Source organism: Brenneria sp. g21c3 (genome assembly GCF_040240345.1).
In the GTDB taxonomy this organism is placed as follows: domain Bacteria; phylum Pseudomonadota; class Gammaproteobacteria; order Enterobacterales; family Enterobacteriaceae; genus Brenneria.
On the sequence record NZ_JBEIAB010000006.1, the window covers coordinates 78,939 to 104,029 of the forward strand.

At 49.4% G+C, this 25,091-nt stretch carries 22 protein-coding genes; 12 read left to right on the forward strand and 10 right to left on the reverse strand.

What is annotated here, in order from left to right; all coding sequences use genetic code 11:
* Positions 1–4: 4 nt before the first annotated feature.
* From fliL to fliF, 7 genes are all read right to left on the reverse strand, one after another.
* Positions 5–484 carry a flagellar basal body-associated protein FliL gene (fliL, locus tag ABRZ28_RS11535; RefSeq protein WP_330520310.1) on the reverse strand — a complete coding sequence of 160 codons (480 nt, stop codon included), beginning with the start codon at positions 482–484 and terminating at the stop codon, positions 5–7.
* A 151-nt stretch (positions 485–635) separates the two neighbouring features.
* Entirely contained in the window at positions 636–1,913 is a 1,278-nt protein-coding gene (locus tag ABRZ28_RS11540) for a flagellar hook-length control protein FliK (RefSeq protein ID WP_330520311.1), read from the reverse strand.
* A complete protein-coding gene (gene fliJ / locus ABRZ28_RS11545; protein ID WP_319602868.1) occupies positions 1,910–2,356 on the reverse strand; it encodes a flagellar export protein FliJ in 447 nt (148 codons plus the stop codon). The genes ABRZ28_RS11540 and fliJ overlap by 4 nt, the downstream gene beginning before the upstream one ends.
* Entirely contained in the window at positions 2,353–3,735 is a 1,383-nt protein-coding gene (gene fliI, locus ABRZ28_RS11550) for a flagellar protein export ATPase FliI (protein ID WP_319602954.1), read from the reverse strand. The genes fliJ and fliI overlap by 4 nt, the downstream gene beginning before the upstream one ends.
* A complete protein-coding gene (gene fliH / locus ABRZ28_RS11555) occupies positions 3,735–4,433 on the reverse strand; it encodes a flagellar assembly protein FliH (RefSeq protein WP_330520312.1) in 699 nt (232 codons plus the stop codon). Before fliH ends, fliI begins: the two co-directional genes overlap by 1 nt.
* The gene (fliG, locus tag ABRZ28_RS11560; protein ID WP_319602866.1) at positions 4,426–5,418 is read right to left on the reverse strand and encodes a flagellar motor switch protein FliG; all 993 of its coding nucleotides are present in this window, start codon (positions 5,416–5,418) and stop codon (positions 4,426–4,428) included. Before fliG ends, fliH begins: the two co-directional genes overlap by 8 nt.
* Positions 5,415–7,130 (reverse strand): flagellar basal-body MS-ring/collar protein FliF, encoded by a 1,716-nt coding sequence (gene fliF / locus ABRZ28_RS11565; RefSeq protein WP_319602865.1) that lies wholly within the window; start codon positions 7,128–7,130, stop codon positions 5,415–5,417. The genes fliG and fliF overlap by 4 nt, the downstream gene beginning before the upstream one ends.
* Positions 7,131–7,465: 335 nt before the next feature.
* Here fliF and fliE point away from each other — a divergent pair, with 335 nt between their 5' ends.
* Entirely contained in the window at positions 7,466–7,780 is a 315-nt protein-coding gene (gene fliE, locus ABRZ28_RS11570; protein WP_319602864.1) for a flagellar hook-basal body complex protein FliE, read from the forward strand.
* A gap of 229 nt (positions 7,781–8,009) precedes the next feature.
* On the opposite strand, the gene fliT is transcribed toward fliE, so the two are convergent.
* The 3 genes from fliT to fliD are packed head-to-tail and all read right to left on the reverse strand — an operon-like array spanning position 8,010 to position 10,227.
* Entirely contained in the window at positions 8,010–8,384 is a 375-nt protein-coding gene (gene fliT, locus ABRZ28_RS11575) for a flagella biosynthesis regulatory protein FliT (RefSeq protein ID WP_330520313.1), read from the reverse strand.
* Position 8,385: 1 nt separating this feature from the next.
* Positions 8,386–8,793, reverse strand: a complete 408-nt coding sequence (gene fliS, locus ABRZ28_RS11580) for a flagellar export chaperone FliS (RefSeq protein ID WP_330520314.1) — start codon at positions 8,791–8,793, stop codon at positions 8,386–8,388.
* 12 nt (positions 8,794–8,805) lie between these two features.
* A complete protein-coding gene (gene fliD, locus ABRZ28_RS11585) occupies positions 8,806–10,227 on the reverse strand; it encodes a flagellar filament capping protein FliD (protein WP_330520315.1) in 1,422 nt (473 codons plus the stop codon).
* A 285-nt stretch (positions 10,228–10,512) separates the two neighbouring features.
* Here fliD and ABRZ28_RS11590 point away from each other — a divergent pair, with 285 nt between their 5' ends.
* From ABRZ28_RS11590 to ABRZ28_RS11640, 11 genes are all read left to right on the forward strand, one after another.
* Positions 10,513–11,406, forward strand: a complete 894-nt coding sequence (locus tag ABRZ28_RS11590) for a flagellin N-terminal helical domain-containing protein (protein ID WP_330520316.1) — start codon at positions 10,513–10,515, stop codon at positions 11,404–11,406.
* Between the two features lie 159 nt (positions 11,407–11,565).
* The gene (locus ABRZ28_RS11595; RefSeq protein WP_330520317.1) at positions 11,566–15,771 is read left to right on the forward strand and encodes an FkbM family methyltransferase; all 4,206 of its coding nucleotides are present in this window, start codon (positions 11,566–11,568) and stop codon (positions 15,769–15,771) included.
* Positions 15,772–15,871: 100 nt separating this feature from the next.
* Entirely contained in the window at positions 15,872–17,038 is a 1,167-nt protein-coding gene (locus ABRZ28_RS11600; protein WP_330520318.1) for a nucleotide sugar dehydrogenase, read from the forward strand.
* A 139-nt stretch (positions 17,039–17,177) separates the two neighbouring features.
* Complete coding sequence (locus tag ABRZ28_RS11605; RefSeq protein ID WP_330520319.1) at positions 17,178–19,091, forward strand: flagellin N-terminal helical domain-containing protein; 1,914 nt, start codon at positions 17,178–17,180, stop codon at positions 19,089–19,091.
* Between the two features lie 29 nt (positions 19,092–19,120).
* The gene (locus ABRZ28_RS11610) at positions 19,121–19,717 is read left to right on the forward strand and encodes a hypothetical protein (RefSeq protein ID WP_330520320.1); all 597 of its coding nucleotides are present in this window, start codon (positions 19,121–19,123) and stop codon (positions 19,715–19,717) included.
* Positions 19,718–19,742: 25 nt separating this feature from the next.
* A complete protein-coding gene (locus ABRZ28_RS11615; RefSeq protein ID WP_330520321.1) occupies positions 19,743–20,027 on the forward strand; it encodes a hypothetical protein in 285 nt (94 codons plus the stop codon).
* A 214-nt stretch (positions 20,028–20,241) separates the two neighbouring features.
* A complete protein-coding gene (locus tag ABRZ28_RS11620; RefSeq protein WP_330520322.1) occupies positions 20,242–21,192 on the forward strand; it encodes an Rpn family recombination-promoting nuclease/putative transposase in 951 nt (316 codons plus the stop codon).
* Positions 21,193–21,432: 240 nt separating this feature from the next.
* Positions 21,433–21,675 (forward strand): type II toxin-antitoxin system CcdA family antitoxin, encoded by a 243-nt coding sequence (locus tag ABRZ28_RS11625; RefSeq protein WP_319602851.1) that lies wholly within the window; start codon positions 21,433–21,435, stop codon positions 21,673–21,675.
* A complete protein-coding gene (locus ABRZ28_RS11630; protein ID WP_330520323.1) occupies positions 21,675–21,986 on the forward strand; it encodes a CcdB family protein in 312 nt (103 codons plus the stop codon). Before ABRZ28_RS11625 ends, ABRZ28_RS11630 begins: the two co-directional genes overlap by 1 nt.
* 149 nt (positions 21,987–22,135) lie before the next feature.
* Positions 22,136–23,095 carry an Rpn family recombination-promoting nuclease/putative transposase gene (locus ABRZ28_RS11635; protein WP_330520324.1) on the forward strand — a complete coding sequence of 320 codons (960 nt, stop codon included), beginning with the start codon at positions 22,136–22,138 and terminating at the stop codon, positions 23,093–23,095.
* Between the two features lie 270 nt (positions 23,096–23,365).
* Entirely contained in the window at positions 23,366–25,063 is a 1,698-nt protein-coding gene (locus ABRZ28_RS11640; protein WP_330520325.1) for a thiamine pyrophosphate-binding protein, read from the forward strand.
* Positions 25,064–25,091: the final 28 nt, after the last annotated feature.

Genomic DNA, 25,091 nt, shown 5'->3' on the forward strand with positions numbered 1-25,091 from the left:
ATGATTATCGCAGTATAAAGGCAGTGAACAGGACATCAGTAACCACCTGATTCGGTTGACCGGGGATCAATGGCGGGCTTAACACTTGTTTGATATTTTCTATTAATTTCTGTTTACCCTGTTCGTTTGCAAGCTCAGTCGCATTCTGACGGGACAGAAGCAGCAGCAAACGACTGCGGACCTCGGGCAGATAATTATTGAACCGAGTGCGGGTCGCCTCATCCGGCAAACGCAAGGTAAAGCCAACGTATAACACGCGATCGGGATCGTTATCCGCATTGACTAAATTAACAGTGAACGTGTCCAGGGGCATGAACACGGGTTCGGGCGGCGGTGGCGCCTCCTGTTCAGCGTTCGCGGCGTTTTTCTGATGCAATAGCCACCAGCCAACACCCGCAGCCCCGGTGGCTGCAAGAGCAACGATAATCAGTAGTATTAACCAGAAAGAGCTTTTTCGTCCCGGCCGGACTTGTATATCAGACATAGCCAAAGAGAGTTCCTGTTACTTATTGATATTTATTACTGATGCAAACCAATAATAAATACATCATGTTAATGATTATCTCGTCTATTCACACGATCAATACGGCGAATAGACAAGAAAAAACGTGTTAACTTATTTCTTTACCCCGTTATCAGGCAAAAATATCAACGCCATTTGCTGAAGACGCCATTGATTGCAAATGCGCTGGAACCTCTAATGGTTTAGCGATATTTCCCGATGAATCGCCAAATTGCTGCTGATAAGAAGAGCCGTTATTCCCTTCGCCGCTGTTATTTGCCGTTTGTTGCTGCGCTTGCCAACTGGAGGCGTCGCTGCCCACGCTGCTTTGTCCCAGATTAATGCCGCTTTCCGCCATCGCGTTACGCAGGTGGGGCAGCGCGGCTTCCAGTGCCGAGCGCACCTGGCTATTTGCGGATGCCAGGTGAATTTGCGCTTGATTATCGTCAATTTTCAAACTGATATGCAGCGGCCCCAACTCCTGCGGATTCAGGCGTAGCTCGGCATTCTGCTGTCCATTACGGCTGAACATCACCACCTGCTGACTCAGCGCGTCCTGCCACTGAGGCGAGCCAAACGGCGTCGCTAATTGATACGACGGCGTCGCAGCACTGCCGGCAAGCGTTGATTGAGCAGGCGGCGTCAGCGATATATGCGGCGTCGGCGCGCTCTGACTACCGGAAATCAGCGGAGAATCCTGACTATTGCGATCGCTGGCAATCAACGGCGATGTGGTGGCGAATTTGGCTGAATCATCAGCTTGATCAACCGCCGCCGAGCGTTTGAGCGAATCGCTCGATGTTAACGTCGCATCGGCGTCTTTTAATGTGATGCCTGCAATGCCAATGCGCGTCGATGACGAATTCTCATCCCCGGCATCATCTGCTGTCGTGCGAGCATCAGACAAAAGGGGAGCGTCCTGTTTTTTCCCGGTGATCAAGCCGGAAAGGGCAGGGGCGACATTTTGCGCATCATCAGCGCCGTTCGCCGGCGCTGTGATTCCCGGCGGCAACATGGCAAGTAATGCCTGCATAACCACCGCTTGATTGTCGCTATCGCTATCTTTTTCATCCGATAGCGCGGTCTTATCCGCTTTGACCGTTGCGTCGGTAGGTTCAATGTCCGCTGGCGCCACTGAGCCGGTTAACGAGCCGAATGAGGCCAACAGGGCATTTAAATCATCACTATTCAAATCAGCGACGGCGTCTTTTCCAAGCGCGTTGAGCAGCGCTTCTTTATCATCCATCGCTGTAAGCGATTTGTTGACTGACGGGTCTGAAGACAGAGACAACTGTTTGCCCAGCAGCGCGATAAAATCTTTGGGTAACTCGCCCTGCGTCAACAGGGAAGATGCGGTAGAACTACCGGTATCGCCGGCGCTTGTCGTTATGGGTAATGCGGACAGCTTCATAGCTCTGTTTTCCTCTGTGAGGCCCGTTGGGCGAACTCGTCCATCTGTTTTTGTTCTATACGGTTTTCTCTGGCGACTTGCCTAGTTGCTTCGCGATCCTGTAATGTTTCAAACGCGTTTAACCGTTGCTGTTTTTCCCGCCATGCCTTCATTGCCAGATCCAAACGCGATGTCCACTGTAAAAGCTGTTGCCGATGCTGTTCAATCGCTTTATCCAGTGTCTGAATAAATTGCTGATAATTCTGCCAGCTATTGTTCGCCATTCCGCCGGACATGGTGGTGTTTAATTTTTGGCGATAATCATCCTGATAGTTCAATAGCATATTCAACTGCTGTTCAGCCTGCTGATGCGCCTGGCGCACCTGACCTAATTGACCGACGGCTTTCTCGACCTCTTTCTGCGCCAAATCACGCAGCGTAATTAAAGGAGACGTGTTTTTCATCTGCTCTCCTGATTGTTACGAGGGAAAATAGTATTCAGCGCCTGACAAGCCTCGTCATAGCCGCTGCGCTCGAACATACCCTGCTGTAAAAAGGCTTCCATCTGCGGGTACAGGCGAATGGCTTTATCAAGCAATGGATCGCTGCCGGCGGCATAAGCGCCGACGCTGACCAAATCGCGGTTGCGCTGGTAGCTGGATAGCAGTTGTTTAAACTGGCGGACTTCAGCGTAGTGATTTTCATCAATCAATGCAGTCATGGCGCGGCTGATTGAGGCTTCTATATCAATCGCCGGATAGTGACCGGACTCCGCCAACTGACGCGACAGAACGATATGTCCGTCAAGAATGGCGCGCGCGGAATCCGCGATGGGATCCTGCTGGTCGTCCCCTTCGGTTAATACGGTATAGAAAGCCGTGATAGAACCGCCGCCGTGAATGCCGTTGCCGGCGCGTTCCACCAGCGCCGGTAATTTGGCGAAGACGGAAGGCGGGTAGCCTTTGGTGGCCGGCGGTTCGCCAATCGCCAGTGCGATTTCACGCTGAGCCATGGCATAGCGCGTCAGTGAATCCATGATTAACAAAACATGTTGACCCCGGTCGCGAAAATCTTCCGCAATGCGCGTCGCATACGCGGCGCCCTGCATCCTCAACAGCGGCGACACGTCGGCGGGGGCGGCAATAACGACGGATCTGGCGCGCCCTTCGGCGCCCAGAATATTTTCAATGAAGTCTTTGACTTCACGACCACGTTCGCCGATCAGACCGACGACAATGACGTCAGCCTGGGTATAGCGCGCCATCATGCCTAATAATACGCTTTTACCAACGCCGGAGCCGGCGAATAGCCCCATACGTTGACCGCGCCCCACGGTCAGCAGGGCATTAATGGCGCGCACGCCCACATCCAGCACGTGTTCAATCGGCGTTCTTTGCAACGGGTTGAACGGCGCGGTAATTAACGGCGCGCGATAGCCGGTATCCGGCGACGGCAATCCGTCCAATGGTTTGGCGCTGCCGTCCAATACGCGACCCAATAGCTCCGGACCCAGCGGAAGTTGTTTGCCCTGCGAACTGTTATCTAAATCAACGCGGGCATAAACGCGGGCGCCGGGGGTGATGCCTTCGACCTCTTCCAAAGGCATCAGGAAAAGCCGTTGTCCATTAAAGCCAACGACTTCGCTTTCCACTTCGTCTACCTGACTGCCGTTTTTACGTTCGATAAGGCAGGTCGCACCCAGCGGCATATGCAAGCCGGTCGCTTCCAAAACCAACCCCGTAGCCCGGGTCAGACGGCCGTAGCGACGTGTGGATGGCGTGCCGCCAATCCGATTCTCAAATGAATCCAGAGCGTCGAGCCAACGCCCGAGGCGCGAGGTCATCATAGTTCTCCCGGCGCCGCCAGGCGGCAGAGTTCATGCCAGCGGGTAGCCAGGCTGGCATCCAGATCGCCTTCCTCGGCGCTGACTTTACAGCCGCCGGGATGCAGTTGATTATCCGCTAACAGTTTCCAGCCGTGCAGACTGAGCGTCGGCCCCAATGTCTGTTCGACTCGCTCAAGATCCGCAGGATGCACACGCAATTGCGGCTTACCGGAAAACATCGGTTCCTGTTGGATCAACTGTTGGATTTGGCTGAGCAGCGCGGTGCCGTCACAGACCGGCGGCTGCCCCAGAATTTGTTTGGCCGCGGTTAAAGCCAGTTGCATCAGTCGGGCAGGGATGACGCTGTCCAGCGCATCCAGCGTCTGCTGGAATTCGGTAACCATCTGCTGCATCTGTTCAACCATTGGCTGCTGCTGCTGAGAAGCATCCAGCAACCCTTGCTGCCGACCGGCATTTAAACCTTCCTGATAACCAGCGTCATAACCCTGCTGGCGGCCTTGGGCAAATCCTTCTTCGCGGCCTTGTTGCATCGCCTGCTGACGCAGCGAAATCAGTTCATCGTCAGCCAATGGACTCACGTCGGTCACGACTTCCGGCTCAATGATCTCCGGCTCTTTGACAGCAGGTTTGTTGGGCTCGGACAAATCATTCAACTGCCAGGGTTGCCAGTCGAGATTGATAGAGGCATTAGACATAAGCATCCTCGCCGCCGCCAATGATCATTTCCCCGCTGTCCGCCAGACGACGAACAATAAGCAGAATGGCTTTCTGTTCGTTTTCCACCTGCGACATGCGCACAGGGCCACGGGTGGCCAGGTCGTCGCGCAGGATTTCCGCCGCGCGCTGGGACATATTGCGCAGGAACTTCTCGCGTAATGGTTCGTCGGCGCCTTTCAATGCCAGCAACAGGGATTCGGATTCGACTTCCTGCAACAAACGCTGAATGCTGCGGTCGTCCACGTCCACCAAATTCTCGAACAGGAACATTTCGTCGATGATTTTCTGCGCCAGTTCGCCGTCGAATTCCCGCACCGCATCGATAACCGCTTCTTCCTGCTGTGCTTTCATCAGGTTGATAATCTCGGCTGCGGTACGCACCCCGCCCATCTTGCTGCGTTTGAGATTCTGGCCGTCCAGCAGGCCGTTCAGTACATCGGTCAGTTCGGCCAATGCCGCCGGCTGTATGCCGCCAAAGGTGGCGATACGCAACATGACGTCATTACGCAGACGCTCGTCAAATAGCGCAAGGATATCGGCCGCCTGCGCACGTTTCAGATGCACCAATATGGTGGCGATAATCTGCGGATGCTCGTCGCGAATCAAATCGGCGGCGGATTGCGGCTCCATGAAATTGAGCGTTTCCATACCGGTCGTGGTTTCGCGGCTTTCCAGGATATCTTCCAGCAGGCTTGACGCGCGCTCTTCTCCCAGCGCTTTGACCAGGACCGAGCGCAGATAGTCGCTCGCGTTGATGCTCAGCGCCGCGAATTGTTCCGAATTCGCTTCAAACTCTTTCAGTACTTCCATTAACTGCTGTTGTGAAACCTGACGAACATTCGCCATCGCCGCGCTGAGGTGCTGCACCTCTCTGGTCGAAAGGTGGGTAAATACCTCTGCGGCTCGGTCTTCACCGATGGTCATCAATAAGATGGCGCTTTTCTCTGTTCCTGTCAGGCTCATAGTTCACTACTCATCCATTCACGAATGACCAACGCGACGACGCGCGGATCGTTCTCTGCCAGTTCACGTATGCGCTGGCTTTGCAGCTCCGCGCTGATACGTTGTTGCGATTTTCTCTGCTGTTCTGCTTCTGAACTGCTCAGGTTGACGACGACATCGTCATCTCCGCCTTTAGCCATGGCTGCCGCCGTCTCGGCCGCTTCTTGTTGCTGAGCTTTCTTCTGCAACTGCGGACGAACCAGTTTGCGCCATAATATCCAGGCGACAATCAGTACCAGCAACCAGCGACCCGCCTCTATCAGCAGATCGAAAAACGCCTGTTGTTGCCAGAAGGGGAGTTCGCCGGTGCCTTCCGCTGAATCCATAAACGGCGTATTAACCACGTTCAAGGAGTCGCCGCGTTCAGCCGAGAACCCCATCGCTTCACGGGCGACGCTTTCAATCTGCTTGATTTGATCTTCAGTCAGCGCGACCGGTTTACCATCTTCGCCGGGGGGTAAATAGTTAACGATGATTGCCGCGGACAACCGTTTTACGCCGCCGCTGCTGTGCTTGGTATGCAGAATGGTTTTATCGACTTCGTAGTTTGTCGTGGCATCGTTACGGATGTTGGACGTCTGCATAGCGGTATTGGCGCTGGTATTGGCCTGAGCGCCCGCTGCATTATTATTTTGCTGTCCGGCCTGATTATTGGCGTTGGCGTTATTATTCGGTTGCGTCTGGATGGGCGCGGTAGGCGCGGGAGCCGGTTGATTAGACAACGCGCCAGGCACGCCGCCGACGTTTGGGCCGCCTCTTTGTTCGCTTTGGCTGGTTTGCTGCGAGCGAATCGCGGCCTTATCGGGCGACTTATTGGGCTGATACTGCTCATCGGTCTGTTCGCGGGCGGCAAAGTCGATTTGCGCGGTCACCTGCGCATGCACGTTGCCCATGCCGACGATAGGCGCGATGATGGCCTCTATGCGACGCTGATACATGGCTTCGACTTCGTTGCTGTATTTGAGCTGAGCCGCGTTCAGGTCGCGGCCGCTGCCGCCGGCCTGGGTGAGCAGACGCCCTGTCTGGTCAACGACGGTAACGTTGTCCGGGGGCAATCCTGCAACGCTGCTGGAAACCATATAGACGATGGAATTAATTTGTCCTTCATCCAGGGCCCGGCCTGGTTGCAGTGTCAAGGTTACCGCGGATGACGGGGATTTCTGCTCGCGAACAAAGAGCGAGGGCTTGGGAATAGCCAAATGTACGCGCGCGTTTTGCACCGGCCCCAGCGTTTCAATGGTTCTGGCAAGCTCGCCTTCCAACGCGCGTTGATAATTGATCTGCTCGCTGAATTGGCTGATGCCGAATTTTTCCTGATCGAGCAGTTCAAACCCGACGGCGCCGCCCTTAGGCAAGCCCAGTTGCGCCAGGCGCAAACGTGTTTCATGAACATTTTCGGCCGGGATCATTATCGCGCCGCCGCCATCGGCAAAGCGATAAGGAATATTAAGTTTTGTCAATTCGCTGACGATAGCGCCGCCATCACGGTCATTGACATTACTATACAGCACCCGATAGTCGGGCCCTTTGGCCCATAAGGCCAGCGCGACGACAATAGCGATAGCTGCCGCCGCTGCAATCAATAGAGGAACCTTCGGATTGGCGCGTAAGCGGTTGAGTATTTCGCCAAAGCCGCTTTTACCGGTAGCTGTGCCGGTTATCGAGGCGCTCATACCCGATCTCTGCTTGGTTGTTGAACGGTATACTTAACGTTGTTACGTAACAAAACAGAACTCCCTGAATGCCAATCAATAAAACAAGTCACCTACATTTGCAGGCATGTCATTATTTTCCGTAAAAGAAAAATCGATGGGTCGATAAGCCCCTCTTTTTCACGCTAATTGGGCGATTTAGTACAAAAAGGATGTGATAGGGTGTTTGACCTAAAGTAGCGATAGCAAAGATCCGCTGATTTCACGACGTAATATCGCCGGTAACCGCTTCACTTCATTCAACTATCGCCGTTTGCGGCAATGAAAATAACGTACTTTATAATTAGCGAGGGGATATGTCCGTTCAAGGTATCGAAGGGGTATTACAGCAATTGCAGGTTAACGCTTTGCAGGCTGCAAACACGTCGGTTTCCCGACCTGCGGTAGAACCCGGTTTCGCCACCGAGCTCAGGTCGGCAATCGATAAAATCAGCGAAGTGCAGCAGCAGTCCCGTGCGCAGGCGCAGGCTTTTACCCTGGGCAAGCCCGGCGTAGCGCTGAATGACGTGATGGTCGATCTGCAAAAATCCTCAATATCCATGCAGATGGGCATTCAGGTGCGCAATAAACTGGTTTCGGCATACCAGGAAGTGATGAATATGAGTGTGTAGGATAATAATCAATTTATTTATAAGTTAAGCCATTATCCTGTTGTCGAGTTCATTACAGGTCGCTCAGTGGCGGATGTTTTCCAGCTCTTCTTCGGTCAGGCCAGTGGCTTCCTAATCCGTTGCCAGTGGTATCCCGTCGTTTAATCAACGGCAGGTTTCGCGGTATTTTCATGTTACGCTGAAAAACCAGCTTATCCGTTTGCTGGTTTCAGAGGCGGGATTCAGTTTTCTATTTTACGGTTTTGTCTAGGTCGCCAGGTAGTAGCTTTTGTCCGGCAAACTGGGCATATACCGTATTGACGGTATGCTGTTTACGCGAGGTGCCCATTAGCGAACTCAGCTCATTCATTCTGTTTTGCAGCAGTTGTTTTATCTGCGCTTCATTTTCAAGAATTTCCTGTAAAATTCGGCGAAAATGCAATTGCATAACGCTATCTAAATTGGTCGGAATGGGCGTTGTGCTCAATTTCTCGACGGATTGAATATAAATAATCTCTTGATCAACCAACTCGTCCCATTGCCCGCCAGAGGCAAGACCAAGGATCTTTCTGCTGAGGGATTGCAGTTGCTTATAATCTTTAAGAAGTTGGCGGAGATTGTCCATTTTATGCTTCCTGTGCCGGTTGATAGTTGGGACCAATCTGACGCCAGGCATCGGCAATGTTTTCCAACAACTTCTCCACTTCTTCAATAGCTTTTATGTCGTTATGCAGATTGGCGATCATCAACCGCTGCGCCATATAGTCATATAACGCCGACAGATTTTCCGCCAGCTCACCGCCTTTCTCTACGTCCAAACCGGCTTTAAGTCCATTAGTGATAATGTCGATTGCTTTAGACAAGGCAATACCTTTATTGGCGATGTCGCCTTGTTGTATCAAAATGCGTGCTCTGACCATCGCGCTTTTCGCCCCGTCAAATAACATTACAATCAATTGATGAGGGCTGGCGCTCATTACGCCACTTTCCAGGCCCACGCGCGCATAGGCCTGACTGCCGTTTCTAGTGTACATCGCGGCTCCTTCTTAGCTGCTGCTGGTTTTGCTTAATGCGGCGAGTTGCGTTGTCAGATAATCACTGGTGCTGTTCATCTGCGAAACCAGCGTATCTAACTGAGTGAACTGCGCTTTATATCGGGCGATGGTGGCCTCGATGCTGACTTGCGTATTGTCATACTGCTTCTGTAATGTTTTTAGCGTGGAGGCAATCCCGTCTTTTGCAGCCTGGATAGCACCATCTTTAGAATCCAGAACATTATCCAGATAAGTATGAACCTGGGTGGCAAAACCTGTGGTTTTCCCGTCGCCCGCAAAGAACTCCGTCACGCTGCCGGATTTTTCTTTCAGTGCTGTTTGCAGTTTTTCCGTGTCGACTTCCAGTACCCCGGTAGTGGCATTTTGCTTAATCCCGAGTTCATTCAGGGTGCTAATATCCATTCCGCCTTGGGCATTGGAGATCTGTGTTTTCAGCTTGTTCTGAATATTACGTAACGTGCTATTACCAAGTAACACGCCATTACTTGAGTCTTGCGCATCGGCGCCGGAGTCAACGGCGGTGTATTTTGTTAAGGTGCCGATCGTGGTTTGCAGCGAGTTATAGGCATCCACCCATTCCTGAATAGCTTTCTGCATTGGTTCTATATTGCTGGCAATATCAAGCGTTTCCGGCGAGCCGGAAGTGGTTTTCGCTTTTAGCGACAGCGATACGCCGTCGATGGCATCGGTGATGGTATTGCTCTGACGTGTTACAGTAATGCTGTTGATAACGACTTCGGCGTTTTGCGCGGCGGTTTGTTGCGTCAGGGCGCCGCTATTGGTGTCTGCGGAGTAGTTGAGCTTGCTGTTCAACGTGTCGTCACCGGTGACGCTAATGCTTATTTTGGCGTCAGTGCCGGTTTCTTTCGCCGTGATGGCCAGATAATAGCTGTCATCATCCGCTTTAATAATACTGGCGCCGACCCCACTATCCGCTTTGTTAATTGCGTCACGGATCCCCTCCAGCGAGGTCTGGCTGTCGGTAAGCGTAATTTCCAGCGGTTCTTCACGTCCCGGCTGGCTGATGGTCAGCGTTCGGGTTCCACCTGAGGTTTCTCCCTGCTTATCGGTACTGCTGGTGAATTCAGACGAAAGCAATGAATGTGCGGTGGCAAGGCTATTGACTTCAATACTATATGAACCGGAAGACGCGCTGCTGGTTGTGGTAGCCGTAAAAGCGCTATTGGTGCTGCTGACCGTTGTTTTATTGATTGAACTGGCTTTGGTCAACGCTTCGTTGGCGGACTCCAGTTTGGTTAACGCCGTTTTCAGCGTGTCGAAAGCTTTATCCCGGTTTTCATACAGCGTTTGCTGGGTCTTGATTGGGGTAAGGCGCGTTTGCTCATTGGTCGTCAATTGAGACAGGATATCGCTTAAGCCGCTGGTAGAGCCGGTGAAACTGATGCTGGCCATTATGCTTCCTTATAAAATATTTCACATGTCGTGGAAAGGGTATCGGCAATACAAGTGGAAAGTTTAGCTTTACCCATAAAAGAAAAAACAGGCGGTAATTACAGTGTATTCAATCATTACGGCGATTTAAATAACGGTACCGCATTAAATTGTCTGACGGGATTTTTTCTGAAAATAATTTTAAAGCTTCTTTCAAGGGTGCCGATACAGGTTAGGACGGTGATGAAAGCCGTGGGCTACAGCCCGAACCTAAACCGACTTGAATTGCAATTAAGGAACATAATTATGGCAGTCATTAATACTAACAGCCTGTCGCTGATAGCTCAAAACAACCTGAACAAATCTCAGTCTGCACTGGGGACGGCTATTGAACGTCTGTCTTCCGGCTACCGTATCAACAGCGCCAAAGACGATGCCGCAGGTCAGGCGATCGCCAACCGCTTTACCGCCAATATCAAAGGCCTGACTCAGGCTGCCCGTAACGCCAACGACGGTATCTCCATCGCTCAGACCACTGAAGGTGCGTTGAACGAAATCAACAACAACCTGCAACGTGTCCGTGAACTGACCGTGCAGGCAAACAACGACTCTAACTCTGCGGATGACCTGGTTTCCATCAACAACGAAATCGTTGACCGCGTAAAAGAAATCAACCGCGTTTCCGCACAGACTCAGTTTAACGGCGTGAAAGTACTGGCTACCGCCCAAAATCTGTCTATCCAGGTTGGCGCGAATGATAATGAAACCATCGATATCAGCCTGAAGAAAATCGATTCCACGACGCTGTTCGCTGGAAATACTAGATTGTCCAATATCACTGAAAGTAGCACCGGTGCTGGTTCTGTGGGTATTCTGGAGACTTATAATGCTGCTACCGGCGCAACGGCTGCAACCGCAACGGTTGCAAGCGGTCTGTTGGCTCAAATTGATAAAGCCATCTCCGACGTTGACTCCCTGCGTAGCAGCTTGGGTGCAAGCCAGAACCGCTTTGAATCCACCGTTACCAATCTGAACAGCACGGTAACCAACCTGACCTCCGCCCGTAGCCGTATTGAAGATGCGGATGTGGCGACGGAAGTATCCAACATGAGCAAAAACCAGATTCTGCAACAGGCAGGTACGTCCGTATTGGCTCAGGCTAATCAGGTTCCGCAGACCGTACTGTCTCTGCTGCAATAATCTAGTCGCATCAATCGTAATAAATAGCGTAAAAAATAGCGGGTTTTATACCCGCTATTTTTATTTATGTTCTTTATACTAGAAGTTCTCCAGACAGGTATATCTGAATCAGATCCTGATATGGTATGCCGGTGTTATCCCTATGATGAAGCGCTCAATATGAAAAAGTCGTCCGCAAAAGCTTTCGTTGCCAAGCAGCAAAACACACATTCTGCAGTGAATAAGAAAATCAAATTGGCGGCAGAGTGGCTTTCAACGCAGCCGGGAAAGGCTTTGCGGTTAGTAACGGAACTGTTACAAAAAGATGCTCAGAATCCGTTGCTGCTGGTGATTGCAGGAAGAGCACAGCAAAAGCTCGGTAATTTTTTTGAAGCGGAGCGCTATATTGACGAGGCGCTGAAACTTTACCCATCGTATGTTGAGGCCTTGCATGCCAAGGCGGATTTGCTGTACCGCAAAGAACGGCTGGAAGAAGCGGAAATATACTTATCTGATGTAATAAAGACGGTAGCGAAGGCGGAATCAAGGCCTTTGCGGTCGACTCAGGCGACGGTTTTGCAGAAGTTGAAAAAATATGAACAGGCGGAGGAGATCTTCAAAGAATTGATAAAAGAGGATCCCGGCAACTGGCTGTATTGGAGCAATATGGGGATGATTAAGCAGGATCTCGGATATTTTGACGAGATGGATGCGGTTTATCAAAAGGGCGAGACAACCACTAAAAACAATCCCACTCCATTTTTTAACCGCATTGTCGGCGCACACTATCACCCCGAAAGAACGGCTGAACAGATTTTAGCGCTATGTAAGTCATGGCAGCCTATCTTTAAACCTACTGAGAAAGTGCGTCGTGCTATTGCCGAGAATAAAACAGCTAATAAACGGTTGCGTATTGGCATGATTTCCGATGGTTTTCGTTCTCATCCAGTGGGGAATATGATTACTATAGGGCTGGCGCATATCCCGGAATCACAAATAGAGCTTTACGCCTATAGCACTAACTATAGCGAAGATCATATCACGCAAAAAATACAAGGTATTTGCGCCCAATGGAAAGTGATTGCCGATACTCCCCATGATGCGCTGGCGCAAATAATCCGTGAGGATAAGATTGATATATTGTTCGACTTATGCGGCTATAACGCCAATAGCCGTATGTTGACCATGCAACTGGCTCCCGCGCCGATTCAAATAAAGTGGGTGGGAGGGTTGATTAGCAGTACCGGTCTGGAAACGATGGATTATCTGTTAAGCGACCATGTGGAAACGCCGCCAGGGGTGGATGCGTTATATACTGAAAAGTTGATTCGCCTGCCGGATGACTATATCTGTTATGATCCTCCTCATTATTTGCCGCCGATTAGTGGTCTGCCGGCGACAAGCAAGGGATATATCACATTTGGATGTTTTAATAACGCATCGAAAATAAATGATGTCTTGTTGGAGCAATGGGCCATTATTTTACACGCAGTTCCGAATTCGCGGTTATTTTTGAAAAGTTTTAACTATAAAAATCAGTCATTGAGTGAACGTATTTATGCCACGTTGGAGAAATATGGAATTGTTCGTGAACGCGTTAGAGTTGAAGGATCATCGCCGCATAAGGAACTGTTAGCCAGCTACAACGACGTCGATATCGCCCTGGACCCATGGCCTTATTCCGGCGGGCTGACCACTTGTGAAGCGATGGCAATGGGCGTACCCGTTGTTACTTTACCTGGGCCGACATTTGCCGGTCGCCATTCCGCTTCTCATTTGGTTAATGCCGGTATGCCGGAACTGGTCGCCAATGACTGGGAGCAATATATTAATATCACCGTAGGGATTGCGAATGATTTAGATAGTTTAAGCGTTATTCGTCAGCACCTGCGAGATATATTACTTTCGTCTCCCGTCTGTGACGGTAAACGTTTCGCCAAACATTTCTCTGATGCCATGCGCGCAATATGGCAGCGTTATTGTGAAGGGAAAGAGCCGGAGGCATTGACGCTGAGTAGTGATTTTTCGCCTTATTTCCATGATGATAATCAGCCAGTTACATTGCAGCACCCTGTCGATGCGATTGCTCTGGGTAATAATAACGTATCGGACGGCTTCAGTTTCCAACTGCCTGGCAAAGTTATTACCATTGATAATGGCGGCGGCATGGTTACCGGTTCAAATTTTATTAATTTAACCGCTACCGACGCTTTCCACTTTGTTATCATGGATATCATCGGTGCGGTTGAAGAAAAACATTTGCCGCTGCGTAAAAAATCCATACAGCACATCAAATTACATGGCTTGGGTGACGGTAATCCGACGCCTGTCTCTATGTGTCTTGCCCCTGAATACAGTAGTGATCTGAAACCATTAACAATAAATGGAGAACTACAAGAAAAGATTACTGGAAAACAAGTACTTGCTGAGATAGTTGCGCAAACGTCAAAGCTCGATCATATCCATGGTCTGGATCATCTTGACTGGCTTATTTTGGATAACCGCTATGATATCAGAAAAGCCATTGCTCATGGTGAGCGTATTCTGTCGGGCTGCCTTGCTGTTCAGGTGCGTATCACCTTTACACAAACGCATCAGGATCAACTACTGTTCGGTGATATTACCGCGTTGTTGACGAATTATGGTTTTGTTTTCCATACGCTGAAAAATATTGAATATGCTCAGCCTGTTACGATTGATGAGCAGAAAACGCTGGCGTCATCAAAAATGATTTCGGCTATCGCGGTATATGTGCCAGATGATGCTCGTCTAAAATCATTTTCTTCAGAACAGCGTGAAAAGCTGGCCTTTATTCTGCATACCGTCTACAGCATTCACGATTTGACTTATTCCATACTGGCAATGGATTCAATCGTTCGTGCGAATACTTATGCTAATGAAACAGTATTTATAAACACTCCTCCGGTGAAAAAACACTCTTTGCCGCAAAAGCTTATCGTTAGTTTGACATCTTATCATAAGCGTTTTAAAACGCTTCACATGACATTGGATTGCTTGCTTAAGCAGTCCGTTAAGCCAGATAAAATTATTTTATGGATTGCGAAATCTGAACGTTCTCAGTTACCTGAAAAGGTGCTTGCATTTCGCTCTCAGGGACTTGAGATAAAATTCTGTGAGGATATTCGTTCATATAAGAAAATTGTTCCTACGCTTGTTGAAGATCCTAACGTATTTATTATTACCGCAGATGATGATCTCCAGTATAAAACTGATTGGTTGGAAAAGCTGATTGATGCTTGGGACGGAAATTATAAAACCGTAGTGGCATGGCGGGCGCATCAAATTGTACTTGATAGAGATAATTTACCAATTTCTTATAATAAATGGATTTGGGATAGCAAAAACACCGAGCCAGAATATTCTTGCCTGTTGTTTCCAACCTCTGGAGCTGGGGTGCTTTACCCACCACACTGCTTTTATAAGGATGTGATTAACAGTCAGATTTTTCAAAAATTATGCTCTGGTACTGATGATGTATGGCTTTATTGGATGTGCCGACTAAAAGGTATTAACTTTAAAGTGATTGATGAAAAAATGGACTTGAGAGAATGGGTTAGTGTTGAGTCGGAAGCGTTGTGGCATAAAAATTTATTAAAAGGGCAGAATGATAAAAATATCAACAACATGATTCGCCACTATGGATTCGTGGAGGATAATGGTTCTGTTGATGACAGTAATTTATCAGAAAATGAGAATGTTTTTTCTTTTTCTCATGTAAATAAACTTGTCTACATGTATCTGCCTAATAAGCTTGATTATATACAGAATGTAATTAGAGCCAATAAAAGTTTTTATGAATCGGAAATGCTAGTGGATATAGCCTCGAGAACAAAAAAAGGGGCTGCTATTATCGATATCGGCGCTAATATTGGTAATCACACTGTCTATTTCGGTTTATTTTGTGGAGCGGAAAGAGTGTTATCTTTTGAACCACAAAAAGATGTCTATGATACTTTAGTGAAAAATATAAAATTAAACTCAATTGGTGACAAAGTAACGGCATTTCAAATGGGACTTGGTAGTAAAGAAAACACTGCTAGGCTAGGTATGGTGGATGAGAAGAATATTGGCATGACCAAACTAGAAATTAGTGGGGCAGGCGGTATTAGAATATCCACTTTAGACACTATAATTGAGAATGAGCCACTAAGTTCGATATCAGTCATTAAGATTGATGTTGAAGGCATGGAAATGGAGGTGTTACGAGGAGCAGTGAACACTCTTGAACTCCATGGACCGGTGATATATGCAGAAGCAGCAACTAAATCTGAATTTGATGCAATAAAAGGTTTTTTATCAAGTTTTGGATATACTGCGACTAAGCGTTTCAATGCGACGGCAACATACTTATTTGAAAAAGCATAATACATAGTTCTATGTAAGTATTAACATGTTTTCTTTGGGGGGGCATGTTAATACGATGTATATTCAAAGTATAATTCAGCGATTGCAGGATAAGACTATCATGAAAATAGCCATTGCCGGAACAGGGTATGTTGGATTGTCCAATGCGATGCTTTTGGCTCAGCATAATGAAGTTGTTGCTGTCGATGTTGTAGCTGCAAAGGTTGCAATGTTGAATGATAAAGTGTCTCCTATCGTTGATAAAGAGATTGAAGATTTCATTCATCATAAGGCATTGAATTTCAAAGCAACATTGGATGCGTCAACCGCATATCAAGACGCAGATTTTATTATTATCGCCACGCCTACTGATTATGATCCGAAAACAAATCATTTCAATACGGATTCTGTCGAATCAGTGATACGGCAGGTGCTGTCTTTCAATCACAATGCGGTGATGGTGATTAAGTCAACGGTACCGGTTGGTTATACGCAGGAAATAAAAAGTAAATTCAATACGGATAATATCATATTTTCACCTGAATTTTTAAGAGAAGGGAAAGCCCTTTACGACAACCTTTATCCATCACGTATTGTGGTGGGTGAACGTTCCGAGCGTGCTGAGCAGTTTGCTAAGTTATTATTACAGGGAGCAGTTAAAAAAGATGTTCCTGTTTTATTCACTGAGTCTACAGAAGCAGAAGCGATTAAATTATTTTCGAATACTTATTTGGCAATGCGAATTGCTTATTTTAATGAGTTAGATACCTATGCTCAGTCTTTAGGCCTGCAAAGCAGACAGATCATCGAGGGAATAGGTCTGGATCCAAGAATTGGCAATCACTATAATAATCCTTCATTCGGTTATGGTGGCTATTGCCTTCCCAAAGACACAAAGCAATTATTAGCGAATTATGCCAGCGTGCCGAATAACATCATTCAGGCTATTGTAGCAGCTAATAGTACACGTAAAGATTTTATTGCGGAATCAATAATAAAAATGAATCCGAGCGTCGTTGGCATTTACCGACTGGTGATGAAAGCTGAATCTGATAATTTCAGAGCTTCTGCTATTCAGGGGATAATGAAACGGATAAAATCAAAGGGTATTCGTGTTATTGTTTATGAACCAGCGATGCTGGAGACCGAGTTTTTTCACTCCCTGGTGCTTAATGATTTATTGGAATTTAAAAAAAGCTCAGATGTTATTCTGGCAAATAGAATGTCTACTGATTTAAACGATGTGATAGAAAAGGTTTATACGCGAGATATTTTTGGGAGCGACTGATAAATAGTATATGCACCCTCAAGATACGAACCTATTTTTTTGTAGGGTTTTCAATGTTAATTTTTCTAAAGTTTCCTTCCCCTGTGCCGATGAAGGAAAGAGATTTACCTAAAATAAAAAATTGAGCAAGGTGGCCCCGATGGCGGTTATCAATACCAATCTTTTTTCTCTTACGGTTCAAAAACACGGCAACAAGACGACGTCCTCTCTGAGTTCCGCTATTGCACGACTTTCCTCTGGGTTGCGTATCAACGGCGCTAAAGACGATGCCGCCGGGCAGGCGATCGCCAATCGTCTCACCGCCAATATTAAAGGGCTGAGCCAGGCCGCGGGCAACGCCAATGACGGTATTTCATTATCCCAGACGGCACAAGGCGTTCTGGATGAAATCAATAATCGCCTGCAACGGGTCCGTGAACTGACCGTTCAGGGATTGAACGACACCTATGCAGGTGAAACCGGCGACAGCATTCAGGCCGAAATCAATCTGAATCTTAAAGAGATTGACCGCCTGAATCAGTGGGCCTCTTTCAATGGTATTCCGCTATTGGACGGTAATGGCGGCACCAAGTCGCTGCAGGTTGGCGCCCACGATCATGAAACGCTGGATATTGATCTGGGACCGCCCGGATTCAGCGTACAGGAACTGGGGTTGCTCGACATGACGGTTCAGGGAACGCCGGGCAGGGTTACGCCGGTTTCTTCGCTGACGGGAACATCCAGCCGCATTAATCTGGACGACGCGACCTATACGACGGTGGCGTATGTCCCCTCGGATAACAACCCCAATCTGGTAACGCCCTCACGCGGCGGCAGTCGGGATGTGGTGCAACTGGATGGCTCGGGTGGAAGACTGATGAATGTGTCGATCAGCGCATCCCACGATACCGATACCTTGCTGAATAATGTACGCCTGGGCGTCAGCAGCGCCATCATTAGTAACACGGCCAGTGAATCGCTCTCCAGCAGAAGCTATCTGAATAGCAATGGCGATCCGTTATCTCTGACTCAACCCGGTATCGTCCGCTCTGGCGGTAAATACTGGATCCAGCATCAGTACAATGGCGGGGCGTATTACTATGAAGCCGAACTGACGGTTTATGGCGATCAGCATAAGATCGCGGCTCAGGCGGTATCGAATACGCGTGTGGCGCAGGCTGATATGCCTGGCGGCATATCCAGCGCGCTGGAGTATGCGCCTTCTGTATCCAAAGCCAGCGCCGACTATAGCCTTACGCTGGATGGAACAGATGAAACCGGCAATGCCAACATGGAATTGGTTCATCTGGGCGGGTATTACTACGTCGAGGAGCAGATCAGCGCCGGGCAATATGCTTATTATCGCGCCGATGTCACTATTAAAACCGGCGGTGCCCAGAATTCGATTGCCGTGACATCGGATCGCAGCCAGGTGATTTCAGTAAGCGACCAACCCTATGTCAGCGGTTCATCCGTGGCGCATCTTGACCCTGAGAATAACAATGTTCAGGTCAATTATGTGGAGCTTGCCGGCGGAACCTCTACTGATGTGATGCGTTCTGACGAGAACGGTGATTATATTTTTCACATTGGTGAATATGTTAATGGTGACGGTGCTTATAAAACGGCTAAGGTCATTCGCAATCAGAATGGTCAATACATGCTGCAAACCGTTAATGGTGCGGCGGAAGTCGTGTTGTATTACCCGCTCTCGTATTCCGTTTCGACTAACGTCGAAAATAACCGCTCTATATTGACGCTGCGTGAAGCCGATGTGGCGCAACGCCTGCGCAATCCACCCGATCCTCTGGCCGTTATCGACCAGGCCATTTCTCGGGTTGATGCCAAACGGGGTGAACTGGGGGCGCTGGAGAATCGATTACAGTCGCTGATTCAGAGCAATACCCAGACCAGTATAAATCTGGCAACTTCTCGTTCCCGAATAGAAGATGCGGATTATGCCGTCGAGGTTGCCAATATGACTCACGCACAAATACTACAACAGGCGTCGTCTTCGTTATTAACCCAAGCTAATCAAGTGCCGCAAACGGTGTTGACGTTATTGAAAGGATAACAAGCAGTGTAATGTGAGGAGATTGAACGATGGCTGTATATCGTCGTCCGGCAAAACAGGGGCAATTGGATGGTGCATGTGGTTTTTATGCGATCGTGAATGCACTGCATGTGCTGGAGCCAGAATTAGAGCAAAAAGAGTTGTTCTATATCACGTTGAGCGCTTTTCTGTCTGACGGAAATCCGATGGGATTTGTTGATGGCACGAGGCGCGGTACGATAAAAAACACGCTAAGTCGGGTCATCAGTTTGCTAAATAAGGATTATAGTTTTACTGATGATAAGAATGGAACGCCTTATCAGTTTGGTTTTAATATTCCTTTCTGGATAAAAGATAAAGAGCGTAACCGAAAAACCGTACTTGATACATTATCATCAGCTAATTATAGACGCGGACAAGTATGTATACTTGGTTATGAGTATTGTTCAGCGGAACGTGCGTATAACCATTGGACCGTGATTAAAAATGTTCGCGATAATATCTTGATGACATTCGATTCTGATGAAGAAGCTCGAACGATCTCACTCGATCATGCTCGAGTTGATAGCGGGCAAGGGAGAAATAATTCTAGACCGTACAATATTATTAGTGGTGATATTTTCATTATTTATAAAACGGAAATTTAACGATCCTAAAAAGGCGGGGTGGGGTATGATTGATGCAATAACGGTAAATTTTGAACGTCTCGGGGAATCCTTAAATAAACTGAGAGAGAAAAATAACAGCGGTAAGGCGCTGACGACTGAAATTATTGAAATTTATATGGGCGGATTCCATAGTAATAAAGGTGTGCCGGTTAATGACTCATGGAATGCGCAATTCGGAAAATATTTGAAGCGGCATGCGGTGGAATTGGGTATTTCCGAAAATCGGAAAAATGTACGAATTGGCAACACTACTGCATCGGAGTGGAATTTATTTATAGCTGCTGAATAAAGTGAATATGTGATGAACGGTATTATTTTTCCATATGTCAACTCAGTAGGTACAACAGATGATCGACTTGCCCGATGACGATATGCAAACGGTGATCTCCTCAAAGGGCGGATGATTTTCTGCGAAGCGCCTCCGCACTTCATATCCTACCGCTTCCCTGTAAAAGATAACCCGCTAAGCTAATCGGCAATCACCACCACAGGGATGCGGCGCCATGTCATCGCACGATGCGATCTTTAAGCAGTTTCTCAGCGATACCGAAATCGCGCGCGATTTTCTTTCTATCCATCTGCCGCCGGAAATCCGGCAACATTGTGACTTCACGACGCTGCAACGGGAGTCGGCCTCGTTTGTGGATGAAGAGTTGCGCTCGCGGGTGTCGGATATGCTTTATTCTTGCCGTACTTCGGCAGGTCGTGGTTACATTTATTGCGTGATCGAGCACCAGAGTTCGCCGGATCGTTTGATGTCGTTCCGACTGCTGCGCTACAGTTTGGCGGCGATGCAGCAGCATCTGTCGCAAGGGCATAAAACCCTGCCGCTGGTCGTGCCGCTGTTGTTCTATCACGGCGATCGCCGCCCGTATCCGTACAGCCTGAACTGGCTGGATGTTTTTGCCGATCCGATGCTGGCGCGGCAGATCTACACCACGGCATTCCCATTGCTGGATCTGACGGTCACCCCGGATGCGGAAATTAAAACCCATCGTCGAGCCGCCTTGCTGGAACTGGTGCTGAAACATATTCGCACGCGGGATATGCTGGAGTTGGCGCGGGATATCGGTATGTTGATGGAAATGTGGACACTGCCCTTGACGCAGCAGCGGGCGTTGATGTTTTATATTGCCCATATGGGGCGGACATCTGATGTACCGTCATTTATTGCAGCGCTGAAAACGTATCCGGGAGGGGAGCAGATGGCAACCATCGCGCAGGAACTGATGCAGCAGGGAAAGGAGAAGTGGCTGGCTGAAGGTCTGGAGCAAGGTTTAGAACAAGGCTTAGAGCAAGGCCTGGAGCAAGGCCTGGAGCAAGGCATGAAAGCCAGCGCATTACGCATCGCCCGCCAGATGCTGAAAAACGGTATGCCGCCACAGCAGGTGCAGCAGTTGACCGATCTGTCCGATGACGATATGCAGACGGTGATGTCAATCGCCGACGAATAATTTTCTGCGCAGCGCCGCCATGCTTTTTACCGTACCGCTTTCCTGATATTACCGATCCGCTAAGGTAGCGGTTAAGCAACCGCTACAGAGATGCGGCGCTATACAATCAATCCATTTGTTGTGTTAGATTTCTCCACAAGAGAACCTGTCTGTTTGCCTGAACTCTTCACCTGATCCCTTGAAAAGACGCATTGACTGTGTCATAAACGATCGCATTGATGATACGTATTGGGAGTGTGTATGAGTGGTATCAATAGTTCAACGGCTAAAAAGAGAGCAAATGTTACCGTGAATGCAGCGCTTCTGTCTGAAGCCAAAGCCTGTGGTATCAATCTTTCCTCTTTGCTTGAGGAATCGCTCAAAGAAAGATTGCGTCAGCATCGTCGCCAAAAATTTATTGCTGAAAATAAAGAGGCTTTTGAGTCTCATAATGCGTTTGTAGAAGCGGCCGGGTTATTTTCTGACGGTCACGGAGTGCTTTGATGGCACAGTTTGATGTTTACCGTAATCACGGCAAGGGTAAGGACTTTTATCCTTACTATATTGACATACAAAATGATCTTTTCAATGCATTGACCAGTCGTGTGGTCATTCCCATGACGGATATTAAAAACATATCGCCGATCAGAGGATTACATCCTGTGATTACTCTACAGGGGAAACCGTATGTGGTAGTCACTGATCTGATGACCAGCGTATTAGACAAGGATCTCAAACAGACTCCTGTTGCCAATGCCGTGTCGATTAGAAATGAAATTATCAGTGCCTTGGATCTACTGATTACGGGGATCTAAAATTGCTGGCAAGCATCAATGATGCCGTGCAGAACAACCCGGCAGAATCATTTTCTGCGCAGCGCTTCCACACTTCATATCCTACCGCTTCCCTGTAAAAGATAACCCGCTAAGCTAATCAGCAACCATCACCACAGGGACGCGGCGCCATGCCATCGCACGATGCGATCTTTAAGCAGTTTCTCAGCGATACTGGAATCGCGCGCGATTTTCTTTCTATCCATCTGCCGCCGGAAATCCGGCAACATTGTGACTTCACGACGCTGCAACGGGAGTCGGCCTCGTTTGTGGATGAAGAGTTGCGCTCGCGAGTGTCGGATATGCTTTATTCTTGCCGAACTTCGGCAGGTCGTGGTTACATTTATTGCGTGATCGAACACCAGAGTTCGCCGGACCGCTTGATGGCGTTTCGACTGCTGCGCTACAGTTTGGCGGCGATGCAGCAGCATCTGTCGCAAGGGCATAAAACCCTGCCGCTGGTGGTGCCGCTGTTGTTCTATCACGGCGATCGCCGCCCATATCCGTACAGCCTGAACTGGCTGGATGGCTTTACCGATCAGGTGCTGGCGCGGCAGATCTACACCACGGCGTTCCCGTTGCTGGACTTGACGGTCACCCCGGATGAGGAAATTAAAACCCATCGTCGGGCCGCCTTGCTGGAACTGGTGCTGAAACATATTCGCACGCGGGATATGCTGGAGCTGGCGCAGGATATCGGCATATTGATGGAAATGTGGACACTGCCCTTGACGCAGCAGCGGGCGTTGATGTTTTATATTGCCCATGTGGGGCGGACATCTGATTATCGGGCCTTTATTGATGGGTTAACCGAACCTTTAACCGGCGCACGGGAGGAAAATATGGAAACCATCGCGAACCAACTGAAACGTGAAGGTTTTGAGAAAGGGCTTCAGCAGGGAAAGGAAAAGTGGCTGGCTGAAGGTCTGGAGCAAGGCATAGAGCAGGGGCTGGAGCAAGGCATGAAAGCCAGCGCATTACGTATCGCCCGCCAGATGCTGAAAAACGGTATGCCGCCGCAGCAGGTGCAGCAAATGACCGATCTGTCCGATGACGATATGCAGACGGCGATGTCAGTCGCCGACGAATAATTTTCTGCAAAGCGCCTCCACACTTCTACCATACCGCTGCCTTCAGATTGCCGAGCCGTCACGGTAGTCGGCAACCACCACAGGGACGCGTTGCCATACCATCGCACGATGCGATCTTTAAATCGCCGGGGAGATATTCCTCAAACCCTCATTCCCAATAATTCAAAATAAGCGAGTGAACTCTGTTCGCCTGCGGCGTTATCATGTCATCCATAATCCGTAGCTGTTTGATTTTTTAACTAATAATCACTTAACGGAATGAGGTATGTTATGACTGATAGTGCTTTCACATCCATAGATAAGGTACCGGCGCGCAAAGGCGCGGAAATTCTGCTCGAGATACTGGCCAGCGAAGGGGTCGAATATATTTTTGGTAATCCGGGTACGACTGAGCTGCCGCTGATGGATGCGCTGGTAGGCAAACCCGATATCAGCTATATCCTGGCGTTGCAGGAGGCAAGCGCGGTCGCCATGGCGGATGGTTATGCGCAGGCGGCCCGTAAGCCCGGCTTTCTGAATTTGCATACGGCCGGCGGTCTGGGACACGGCATGGGTAATTTGCTCAACGCCAAGATTTCCCATACGCCGCTGGTCGTGACGGCCGGTCAGCAGGATCTGCGCCACGCCATTACCGATCCGTTATTGTTCGGCGATCTGGTGCAGTTGGCTCAGCCAGCGGTCAAGTGGGCGCAGGAAGTATCGCATCCCGCGCAGTTGCCGGTCTTATTGCGACGCGCGTTTCACGACGTGGTGGCGCCGCCGCCGGGGCCGGTAATGCTGTCGCTGCCGATGAACGTTATGGAGGAGATGAGCGATACGCCGTTGCTGTCGCGCTCGGTGATTGATACGCATAGCGTGGCCTCATCGCTGGAGCCGTTGGCTAAGGAACTGGCGCATATTCCGCCCGGACGGTTGGCGATTATCGCCGGCGATGAGCTGTACAGCAGTCAGGCGGCGCCGCAGGCCGTCGAGTTGGCCGAGATGCTGGGCGCGCCGGTGTACGGTTCTTCCTGGCCGTCGCGGATTCCGTTTCCGACGTCGCATCCGCTGTGGGCGGGAAATATGCCCACTCAGGCCGCGGCGATTGCGGACGTGCTCAGTAACTATGATGCGATTTTCGCGCTGGGCGGCAAATCGCTGATTTCCATTCTGTACACCTCGTCATCCGCCGTGCCGGACAACTGTGCGGTTTATCAGTTGTCGTCCGACGTGGGCGATCTCGGCAGAACTTATCCCACGCGCCTTTCGTTGGTTGGCCATTTGCGCGCCTCGCTTGAGGCCTTGTTGCCGATCTTGGCCGGATGCACGCAGCCGACCCGCGCGAACAGAGACGCCAACAGCGACGCATTGCGAAGACAACGCGAGACGAACAGAAATACGCTATGCGCGCAGGCCGAAAATGATTTTACGGCGGGGATTATTTCACCGCTGGTGGCGGCCCGAGAAGTGATGCGGGTTATCGGACACGATGTGGCCATTGTCGATGAAGCGATCGTCACGTCTTCCGCGGTGCGTCAGTTTTTGCACAGTCCTTCGTATGAGCAATATTCCTTTTTAAGAGGCGGGGCGCTGGGCTGGGGCATGCCGGCGGCGGTCGGCTGTTCTCTTGGCCTGGGACGTACGCCGGTCGTTTCGCTGGTGGGAGACGGCGCCGCGCTTTATTCGCCTCAGTCGCTGTGGACGGCGGCGCATGAGAACCTTCCCGTCACCTTTATCGTCATGAATAACCGGCAATATAATGTGCTGAAAAATTTCATGCGCGGCCAGCAGCATTACCTGGCGGCTCAAACCGAGAAGTTTATCGCCATGGATTTAGTCAATCCCGAGATTGATTATCAGGCGCTGGCCCGTTCGATGGGCGTAAACGCCAGACGCATCACCCGCGCCGGCGATATCGCGCCGGCGGTGGAGGCGGGCATTCATTCCGGTCGGGCAAATCTGATCGAAATCGTGCTCGCAGAGGAGTGACTGAAATTCGCCTCGCTTGTGGATGAGG